Source organism: Maricaulis sp., from assembly GCF_017642925.1.
Taxonomy (GTDB): Bacteria; Pseudomonadota; Alphaproteobacteria; order Caulobacterales; family Maricaulaceae; genus Maricaulis.
On record NZ_JAEPOL010000023.1, the window covers coordinates 44,990 to 55,607 of the forward strand.

At 65.3% G+C, this 10,618-nt stretch carries 6 protein-coding genes; 5 read left to right on the forward strand and 1 reads right to left on the reverse strand.

What is annotated here, in order from left to right; translation table 11 throughout:
- Positions 1-250: 250 nt before the first annotated feature.
- From JJ918_RS15570 to JJ918_RS15580, 3 genes are all read left to right on the forward strand, one after another.
- Positions 251-2,293: a toll/interleukin-1 receptor domain-containing protein gene (locus JJ918_RS15570; RefSeq protein ID WP_291889365.1), complete on the forward strand. Its 2,043-nt coding sequence runs from the start codon at positions 251-253 to the stop codon at positions 2,291-2,293.
- A gap of 76 nt (positions 2,294-2,369) precedes the next feature.
- Entirely contained in the window at positions 2,370-2,972 is a 603-nt protein-coding gene (locus JJ918_RS15575) for a hypothetical protein (RefSeq protein ID WP_291889367.1), read from the forward strand.
- A 41-nt stretch (positions 2,973-3,013) separates the two neighbouring features.
- Positions 3,014-4,879: an adenylate/guanylate cyclase domain-containing protein gene (locus tag JJ918_RS15580; RefSeq protein WP_291889369.1), complete on the forward strand. Its 1,866-nt coding sequence runs from the start codon at positions 3,014-3,016 to the stop codon at positions 4,877-4,879.
- Here the strand turns inward: JJ918_RS15580 and JJ918_RS15585 are convergent.
- Positions 4,826-5,512: a Crp/Fnr family transcriptional regulator gene (locus JJ918_RS15585; protein ID WP_291889372.1), complete on the reverse strand. Its 687-nt coding sequence runs from the start codon at positions 5,510-5,512 to the stop codon at positions 4,826-4,828. The two genes, JJ918_RS15580 and JJ918_RS15585, sit on opposite strands and share 54 nt — an antisense overlap.
- A 197-nt stretch (positions 5,513-5,709) precedes the next feature.
- On the opposite strand from JJ918_RS15585, the gene JJ918_RS15590 reads away from it, so the two are divergent.
- Both JJ918_RS15590 and JJ918_RS15595 read left to right on the forward strand, forming a co-directional pair.
- Positions 5,710-7,695 (forward strand): alkyl sulfatase dimerization domain-containing protein, encoded by a 1,986-nt coding sequence (locus JJ918_RS15590; protein ID WP_291889375.1) that lies wholly within the window; start codon positions 5,710-5,712, stop codon positions 7,693-7,695.
- Between the two features lie 57 nt (positions 7,696-7,752).
- Entirely contained in the window at positions 7,753-10,416 is a 2,664-nt protein-coding gene (locus tag JJ918_RS15595; protein ID WP_291889379.1) for a M14 metallopeptidase family protein, read from the forward strand.
- Positions 10,417-10,618: the final 202 nt, after the last annotated feature.

The window sequence follows — 10,618 nt, forward strand, 5'->3', positions numbered from 1 at the left end:
GGTCCCAAACTCCTCTCCGTCGGAGGTCCACCTGCGCCGGGGATCCGGTGGGGCGCGAATCCTTGCCCGATGCGAAGCCCCAACTTCGCAATTCGCTCCCCACCACCCCGCCCCGCGCCCGAGAGTTCGTCGAGGGCGATGCTGAAGGCCCCGATGGCACAGGCAGCGTGCGGGAAAAGCTTTCTCCTTACGGTTGCCTGTCCTCGCCAATCGCCCAATGATGCTGCGTCCGAAACGGGGGAGCAGGGGCATGTCCGGGGACAACCGCTATCGGGCGTTTATCAGCTACAGCCATGCCGACCAGGCCTGGGCGCGCCGGCTTCACCGTGCGCTGGAAACCTATCGTGTTCCGAGCCGTCTTGTCGGGCAGGTCACGCGCAAGGGCGATGTGCCGCGGCGCCTGTCGCCGATCTTCCGCGATCGCGATGACCTCTCGGCTTCCGGCGATCTGTCTGCCTCGGTGCGCGATGCCCTGGCGCGATCCGACACGCTGATCGTCATCTGCTCGCCGGCCGCGGCGGACTCGCGCTGGGTCAATGAGGAAATCCGCGTCTTCCGCGAACTCAATCCCGGCGGCGATGTGCTCGCCGCGATCCTGTCCGGTGAGCCGGATGCGATTGCTGCGGGCCGGCCGGCCGGCCAGGAGTGTTTCCCGCCGAACATGAGGGCGCCGGACGGTCTGGTGACCGAACCGGTCGCCGCCGACTTCCGCCGGTCCGGCGATGGCTGGCGCATGGCCTTGCTGAAGCTTGTGGCGGGGCTGATCGATGTGCGGCTTGACCAGTTGATCCAGCGGGACCTGCAACGCCGCCAGCGCCGCGTGACGGTGATCACAGGCGCAGCCATTGCTTTGTCTCTTACGATGTCGACGCTGACTTTTTTCGCGATCTCGGCCCGATCCGAAGCCGAACGTCGCAAGGCGGAGGCAGAGGATTTGATTGAGTTCATGCTGAGTGACCTGCGCGCAAAACTCGAACCGGTCGGGCGCCTCGATGTTCTCGATGCCGTCGGCGAGAAGGTGATCGCGTATTATGACGAGCGCGACCCTCGCCAGATGTCGTCCGACGATCTGGGCCGGCGGGCCCGGGCTTTCCATCTGCTCGGCGAGATCGACTCCGACGAGGGCGATCTTGAGAGCGCGTATCGCCACTTCAACACCGCCTATGAAGCGACCAGCCGCATTCTCGCGGTCGATCCGTCCTCGCCGGCACGCATTTACGAACATGCTCAGAGTGCGTTCTGGGCGGGGTATTTTGCCTGGCGCCGCAGCGATCTGGATACGGCAGAGGCCCGTTTCATCGAGTATCGCGACCTGTCGCGCCAGCTGCTGGCCGACGAGCCGGAAAATCTGGAGTGGCAGGCCGAGGCGGCCTATGCCCACTCGAATCTCGGCACGGTCTATATCGGCCATGAACGCCTGCGCGACGCCCAGCGCGAATTCCGCCAGGCGCTGGAGCTCTTCCAGTCGATCGCGGACGAGTCGCCGGAGTCCGAGGCCGCTCTGATCGACCTGGCCGATGCCTGGGGCTGGATGGCCTATGTCGCCGAACCGCTTGACGGCCGGAGTGCTGCCATGGAGGCGCTGCGCCAGCAGATCCGCATCTATGACGAGCAGCTGGGCGGTGGCGCCGACAACTGGACGATCCGCCGCGACACGATGACCGCTGAATATGCGCTGGCGCGTCTGCACATCGCCGAAGGGCGCGGCGCCAGCCGGGCGGATATCGAGGCGGCGCTGCAGATCCTCATTCCGGCATCGCACGAGGCCGATGCGCTTGTCGCGCACGACCCGGCAAACCTGCAATGGCGGCTGGTTGTCATTCGCCAGCGCCTGTGGCTGTCCGATGCGCAATTGCTCGCCGGCGACCTCGACGCTGCCCGCGAGGCCTATCTCGATGCATCGGCCTATATGACGCATCCCTCCTGGATCTCTGCCGAAGGGGATGTGTTCGACGATACGCGCCTGCATGCATCGCTGATGGAGGCACGCATTCTGGCGGGTCTGGGCGATGTCGATGCGGCCAGCCTGGCGCTGCAGCATCTGTTGTCGGAGCTGGAGCAGATCGACGACTGGCAGAACCGCCTGAGCAAGGGGACTTACCTCTACGCCGCGGTTTCCAACACGCTGGCCGAGCTTCTCGATCAGCAGGGGGAAGACCGGGAAGCGGCGCGTGTGCGCGAGGCGATGGTGAACCGGCTCACGCCGGTCATCGCGCGCGTTCCGGCCGACACGCGGGCAGAATACGACAGGGCCCGTGCGGTCCTGCAACGAGAGCGCATCAGTGCCGAATGATTGGTGACGACAGGGCGGAGACATCCGCCCTGGTGGGGACGTGTGACCACCCGAAACGGGCAAGCAAGGGGAAATCATGAGCACGATAGACGCAACCTGGCTGGATGGCAGCCAGACACAATCCGGTTTGACCGACGCATGCGCCACGGCTGTGGGCGTGACCCAGATCAGCCTGATCGCCAAGGCGACCGACGGATTTCTCGTCGTCCAGGGCAGCGATGCCGGGCGCGAGAATTTCGACGACGCCGACATCTCGGCAATCTTTGTCACCTTCGCCGATACCGTCGCCCAGTACCCGCTGGCCGACACGTCGACGCTTCGCACCGCGGTGCTGTCGGCGCTGGCCGGACAATGGACAGCCAGTGCGACCATGGGGGCCAGCCCCTTCGACGAAACGGTCGAAGAACCGGCTCGTCTCATTTTTCATGTGCAGATCCCGGGCTGGGGTTTCGAGCCCGCCCGGATCAAGTTCAAGTCCGAAGTGCCGGCCGGTGAATTCTGCGGCCTGGCCTGGCTGATGCTGAACGGCGCGACGTGCGAGCCCTATAGCTTTGAGTTCTTCGCCAGTTGTGCGGAGGCGGGGGAGTATGACTACTCGCTCTTCATCAAGGCCTCGCAGGATGCCGGCAACCAGTCGACACGCGTCATTATCGATCCCAAGATCAAGGTCATTCCCTGATTGAAACCACCCGGCCGCCGGGCCGGGACGGGCAGGACCGAATGACGCAACGCGACGACATTGCCGACCGGTTCAAGCAGGGCGATCTGGCACGGGCCTATGATCTGTGCCTGGATGCCCTGCGCCACCGGCCCGACGATCTGTGGCTGCGCCACCGGGCTGTCCTGTGCCTTATCCGCTCCGGTGCGCTGGAGCGTGCCGAGCGCGACTTCTATCGTTTCCGCCTCGCCGAAGCGCGCCACAACGAGGACTGTCTGGCGCTCGGCGCCCGTCTCTTGAAGGCTATGGCCTTCGAGGCCAACGCGGAAGACTTCCCGACGCTGGCGCGGTCTGCCGCGGATCGATACGCCGCAGTCTTCGAACAGACGGGCGGTCATTATCCCGGCATCAATGCAGCGACCATGGCTTTGCTGGCCGGTGATCGCGAGCGTTCGGTCGATCTTGCACGCCGCGTCCTGGAAAGCTGCCGCTCCGGCCTGCCGCTGGATCCCGAGGCCGCCTACTATCAGAAAGCCTCCGAGGCCGAGGCCCATCTCCTGCTCGCCCAACCGGGCGCAGCCAACATGGCCCTTAGATCGGCAATTGCATGCGACCGCGAGAACTATCTCGCTCATGCCACGACGCTCCGCCAGCTGCGTCTGATCGTTGCGGCACTGGACATGCCCGATGCCTGGCTCGATGCGCTCGAACCGCCGCGGCCGGCGCATTATGCCGGTCATCTTTTTCGCTCGGGAACCGGTGAGGGGATGGTCCCGCCCGATCGTGAAGTCCGGCTCAAGACCGCCATCGCCACACTGCTGGAGCGCGAGAATATCGGTCCCCTGCACGGGGCGCTTGCGGCGGGATCTGACATCCTGATCGCCGAGGCGGGCCTGGCGGCCGGATGCGCTCTGACCGTCGTTCTGCCGGTCCCCGTTGCGGTCTTCATCGATGCGTCCGTGCGCCCCTACGGACAGGCCTGGGTGCGCCGGTGCGAGGTGTGTCTGGAAGCGGCCGCAGACATCGTGGAAGTCACGACCGACCGACGGATTCTGTCCGAGTTCAGCCTCAATCATGCCAGCGTGGTCGCCATGGGCATGGCGCGGATGCGGGCGTCGGTGCTGGCCAGCACACCGGTTCAGCTGCTTGTCTTCGATGGCGAAGCCGGGCGTTCGGAATCCGGTACGGCCAGGGATGCTGCGGTCTGGCGCCAGTCCGGACTACCGCAGCATATCCTCCGCTTCGAGCGCAGCGTGGCGTCGGCATCGCTGCCGGTCATCGCCGGCGACGCCGCAAGCGACGACTTCAACCTCGTTATCCGGGCCATGCTCTTTCTCGACATTCGCGGATCCACCTCCGTGCCCGACGATCGCATCCCCACCTTTGTCCAGAAGGTGCTCGGCCGGCTTGCGGAAGTTTGCGAGAGCGGGCCGGACCGCCCGCTCTATATCGACAGCTGGGGCGATGGCCTTTTCCTCGTCTTCGGCAGTGTCGCGGAGGCCGCACGCGCCGCGGTGGGCCTGCGCCGTGCATTCGATGCGATCGACCTGGATGCGCTGGACCTGCCGCCCGGGCTCGGACTGCGGATTGGCGGGCATTGCGGGCCGGTGCAGGAGGGCATGGACCCGGTACAGAAACGGACGGCGCCGTTCGGCGGGCAAGTGGCCGTCGCCTCGCGGATCGAGTCGGTGACGGTGCCCGGATCGATCTTCGTCAGCGAAGCTTTCGCCGCACTTCTTTCGATGTCACGGCCGGCCGAGTTTCGATGTGAGTATGTCGGCCGGACCGAGATCGATCCGCTATTACCGATGACCCGTCTCTACGCGCTGCGCAGCGTCGCGCCCGGTTCGCCCGCATCGGGTGAAATCCGGGCGTCAGCTCGAACCGAGCATACGGCTCAGCAAATCGGGATCGACCAGTTCAAATGACCGGTTATTGCGCTTGAGCAGGCCGCGACGTTCCAGATCGTTCACGGTGCGCGACGTGGTTTCGCGTGTGGTGTTCACGCGGCGGGCCAGTTCGGTCATGGACGGGGCGACCTGGATGGTGCGGCTGTTTCCGGCCTTGTCCGACGGTTCGGACATGCGCAGCAATTCCGCATAGATACGGCCCGGCGCCGACAGCGACGACAGTTCGAACATGCGCTGTGTGGTGTGATGGATACGGGTCGCCAGGATGCGGCACAGGGCCAAGCCGATACTGCCATGCCTGCGCAACAGGTCGAAGAATTGCGCGCCGGTCAGGGCCGCGATCCGGCACGGTGTCTCGGCCACGATTTCCGAGGTTCTCGGTTTGCCGGTCAGCGCCGCGAGTTCACCGAAGATGGCGCCGGCACCGAACCAGTCCAGCCAGATTTCCTGACCATTTTCGGACAGCAATACCACGCGGACCGACCCCTCAAGCAGGATGAAGACATGATCCTCATCCTCTTCCTGGGCGATAATCGTGGTGCCCACATCGACATGACGGATTTCGGACATCGCGATCAATGCCTCGCGGGCCCCCGGCTCGGGAATGTCAAGCGAGTCCAGGGCTATGGTCCAAGCCTCGTCCTGCTCCATCCGCATTTCTCCGAATCGGTCCCGCACCTTTGCGAATGATAGTCGGGACTTGCCGGGAAAACCAAGGCACTGTGCCGGAGAAAGTACCGAATGTACGGGATTTGTCGCCAAGCGTGTGCTGAGGGGTTAGCGTGGAGTAAACAGTGTTCAGGCGGGGAGGTTCGAACATGGTGTGCAAACGGGCGACGATTACGGCCATGGCTGCTCTTCTTTTTGTGGCGGCGTGCTCCGGGCCTTCACCGCAACAACCGTCGGAGATTTCAGCAAATGAGGCCGATACAGACGGGGCTTTTCCGGCAACCGCTGCGACCGGCCGTCTGAATGCAGAACACGCGCGCGATCCCGCCCTGATCGACGACGAAGACTGGGCGCTGGTGCGGCGCGGTTTTGTCGCACGCGACGACGATCTGGATATCCGCGATGCTGACGGGCGTCCGATCTGGCGACCCGCCGACTATGCCTTCCTTGAGCGGGAAGACGCGCCGGACACGGTTCATCCCAGCCTGTGGCGGCAGGCCCGCCTGAATGCCGAGCATGGTCTCTACGAAGTCGTGCCGGGCATTTACCAGGTCCGTGGCTATGACCTGGCCAACATGTCGATCGTCGAGGGTGAGACCGGACGGATCGTCATCGATCCGCTGACATCGGTCGAGACGGCACAGGCAGCGCTGGCGCTCGTCGAGCGCGAGCTCGGCCCCCGGCCTGTATCCGCCGTCATCCTCACGCACAGCCATATCGACCATTTCGGTGGCGTCGAGGCGATCGAAGGCGCGTTGGGCGAGGGCCCTGTCCCTGTCATCGCGCCGGCCGGTTTTCTCGAAGAGGCCGTCAGCGAGAATGTCATGGCCGGTGTCGTGATGGCGCGCCGTGCCGGTTATATGTATGGCACGCATCTGCCGCGTACCGCGCGCGGACATGTCGGCTCGGGCCTCGGCAAGCACCCCGCTCTGGGCCGCCACACCATCGCAGAGCCCGATATCGTCATCGACCATACCGGCCAGACGCTGGAGATCGACGGGGTGCGAATGGAATTCCAGTACGCGCCGGACACCGAAGCTCCGGCCGAGCTGACGGTGTTCTTCCCGGATTTTGAGGCCTGGTGCGGCGCCGAGCTTGTCTCGCGCAATCTGCACAATCTCTACACCTTGCGAGGCGCGCAGGTGCGTGACGCGCTGGCCTGGTCGGCAGGAATAGAAGACGCCCGCCGCGTCTTCGGCGGGCGGGCGGACGTGGCCTTCAACAGCCATCACTGGCCGGTCTGGGGGGCAGAGGAAGTCGATGATTTCCTCGTCGCCCAGCGCGATATCTACAAATACATCCATGACCAGACGCTGCGCCTGGCGGCCCGCGGCCTCGGGCCGGACGAGATCGCCGAGACGATTGTCTTGCCGGACGCGCTTGCCGGCCGGTTCGCCGTACGCGGTTATTACGGCACGCTGCGGCACAATTCGCGCGCGGTCTATCAACGTTATTTCGGCTGGTATGATGGCATTCCGGCCAATCTCGACCCCCTGCCCAGAGGGGAGGCCGCGCAGCGCTATGTTGACCTGCTTGGCGGCGTGGAGGCCGTTGTCGTGGCGGCGGAGACCGCGTTTGCAGGCGGCGACTATCGCTGGTCCGCCGAGCTGGCCCAGCATGCAGTCTATGCGGCTCCGGGCCATGAAGCGGCGGCCGCCATCCTGGCACGCAGCTATGAACAGCTGGGTTACCGCGCGGAATCGGCGCCCTGGCGGGATGTCTACCTGTCGGCTGCCCGTGAATTGCGGCACGGTATTCCGCAGACAGACGCGGTGCGGGCGTCGGAAGGCATTCTGGACGCCATCCCGCTCGACATGTTCTTTGCGGCGATGGCCACGCGGATCGACGGGCCGCGCGCGGCCCGCAATGACCGTGTGTTCAACTTCGTCTTTACGGACGTCGGCGAGACACACGTCATCGAGCTGTCCAACGGGGTCATGCATCATCATCGCGGCGAGGCCGAGCCCGACGCGGATGCGACAGTCGAGCTGACCCGCACCTTCTGGATGCGCCTGCTGCAACAGGAGGCCGGCCTGCTCGACATGCTCGCCTCGCAGGAGTTTGCCATTCGTGGCGACCGGCGCGCACTTCTGGGCTTCTTTGCCTTGCTGGAACAGCCGGATCCGGACTTTCCAATCGTCACCGGGCGGCCCGATGCGCGTTGAAGCTTTTGCGCTGCGACGAAAACCTGATTAATTGCCGCGACAAAGGACATGAGGGGTATGGCGATGCGTGCACTGGCGACAGCAATTCTGGCGGCGCTTTTCGGAACCATGGGAGCGGCAGCTCAGACGGCGCCGCTGACGGTCCAGTATGATGACGGCATTCCCAGCCTCCTGTCCGCATACGGCTACGAGTTCGGGGCCGAGATCACGCCGCCGGCCGAGGCTGTCGATTATCTCTACACCCTCGCCGAAGCCGCGCCCGACCGGATGCGCGTCGTCGAATATGCCCGCAGCTGGGAAGGCCGCCCGCTTGTCTATGCCGTGATCGCCCGTCCCGAGACGATGGAACGGCTCGACGCGATCCAGTCCGGCCTGCAGCAGCTTGCCGATCCGGCAGGCCTGAATGCGGCGGACCGGGATCGTCTGATCGCCGACCTGCCGGCCGTCGTCTGGCTGTCCTATGGCGTGCATGGCGACGAGATCTCGTCGACCGATGCCGGTCTGCGCACGGCCTATCATCTGCTGGCCGCCCGCGGTGATGCGGTCGTCGATACCATCCTGGACAATACGATCGTCATCATCGACCCGACGCAGAATCCGGACGGCCGCAACCGTTTCGTCCAGTCCTTCCGGGCGGCGCGGGGGCTGTCGCCAAGCGAGGACCGGTTCACGGCCGAGCATGACCAGCCCTGGCCCGGCGGGCGGTTCAACCATTATCTCTTCGATCTCAACCGCGACTGGTTCGCCCGTACCCAGCCGGAGACGCGCGGTCGTGTCGACGCCATCCTGGACTGGCGCCCCGTCGTGGTGGTGGACGCCCACGAGATGGGTGGTGACAGCAGTTATTTCTTCGCGCCGTCGGCCGAACCCTTTAATCCCAACATTGTCGACAGCCAGCGCGATGCCCAGGCGCTGATCGGCCGCAATCATGGTGAGTGGTTCGACCGTCTTGGATACGACTACTACACGCGCGAAGTCTTCGACGCCTTCTATCCCGGCTATGGCGATATGTGGCCGACCCTGCAGGGCGCGATCGCGATGACCTATGAACAGGCCTCGGCCCGGGGTCTGGAGTGGCGCCGCCGCGACGGCTCTTTGCTGACCTATGCGGACGGGGTGGACCGCCATTTCATTGCCAGTCTCTCGACAGCCCAGGTCGTGGCCGAGAACCGGGCGCGTTTCCTGCGTGACTTCGTGGCCTTCCGGGACAGCGCGTCGACGAGCGCTGACGCACCGCAAGCGGTCCTTCTGGACATTGCCTCCAACCGCTGGGGCGCCGAGCGCATGGCGCGGAACCTGGCGGCGCAGGATATTGCCGTGTCACGCCTGGCGCCGGGTGCGTCGGCTTGTGGCGCAAGCTTCGAGGCGGGCGCTTTCCTCGTGCGCTTCGACCAGGCCTCCGGCCGTCTCGCCCGCACTCTCATGGAAGCGACAACAGATCTGCCCGCCGACTTCATGCGTGAGCAGGAGCGCCGTCGCAGCGAAGGGCTGGGGCATGAGCTCTATGACGTGACCGCCTGGTCGCTGCCGCTGATGGGCAATGTGCATGCTGTGGAGTGCCGCCGCACGCCGGCGGTCGATGCCCAGCCGGTCAACGCGGAGATGCCGATCGAGCGGATCGCCGGCGGCGGGTCTTCCCAGTGGGGTTATGTCATTCCCTGGAACGATGCCGGTCAGGCCTATCTGGTGGCAGCCCTCGCCCAGGAAGGCGTGCCCATGCGCACGACGAATGCCAGTTTCCGCATCGGTGACATCACCTATCCGCGGGGCAGCGTCGTTGTGCCGCGTCATTCCGCGCCGGACGATCTCGACAATCTGATCACGCGGCTGGCGGCCGAGATCGGCGCGCGTTTCGACGGCATGCCCAGCAGCTGGGTGGATGACGGCCCGAACCCCGGTTCGGACAATTTCTATCCTGTGCGCGAGCCGCGGGTGGCGATGGCCTGGGGAGACGGGGTCGATCCGACCTCGGCCGGCGCGACCCGCTATGTCCTGGAACGCCGCTTCGGCATTCCGGTCGCTGTCATTCGCACGGGCACGATCGGCCGGGCCAATCTCGACAATTACGATGTCCTGATCCTGCCCGAGCAGCGCTGGGGTCAGCTGGGTTCGGAACTGGGCAATGCCGGCCGGACGGCGATCCAGGGCTTTGCCCGCGGCGGCGGCGTCGTTGTCGGCCTGGGCGACGCGACCCGCTGGCTGGCGGACAGCGAGGTGGCGATGATGCCGGCCCAGCGCGAGCGCGCCGCAGACTCGCCCCGCGAAGCCTCGGCCAGCGGCGAGGTGATCGACGGACGGATCCTGGCGAACCGGGAAGAATTGCGTGCCAGCGAGACGGCTTCGGGCGCCATGCCGGATTCCTCGCCGGGCGCTCTGGCCCGCGTCGAGGCTAATCCGGATGTGTGGATGTCGGCGGGCTATGACCGCGGGGCGGCGGCGCTCGTGACCGGATCCGACATCTACGCGCCTGTCGAGATGGACGACGCCGATACCGCGCTGCGCTTTGCCGGCCCGGACGATCTCGTTGCCGGCGGGTATCTGTGGGACGACTATGCCGAACAGCTGGCCTACAAGCCCTTCGTCCTGTCGCGCAGCTATGGCAGCGGCCAGGTCGTGGCTTTCACGCAGTCTCCGACCACCCGGGCCTATCTCGACGGTCTGGACCTGTTGCTGCTGAACGCCGTGATCCTGGGCCCGTCGCGCTCCCGCGCCTTCCGCTAACGCAAAAGAAAGTCTGCACAATTGCATCTCCGGGGTTGACCCCGGAGGGCGAAGCAGCGTGCTCGCTTGACCGAGTTGACCGAGTTGACCGAGTTGACCGAGTTGACCGAGTTGACCGAGTTGACCGAGTTGACCGAGTTGACCGAGTTGACCGAGTTGACCGAGTTGACCGAGTTGACCGAGTTGACCGAGTTGACCGAGT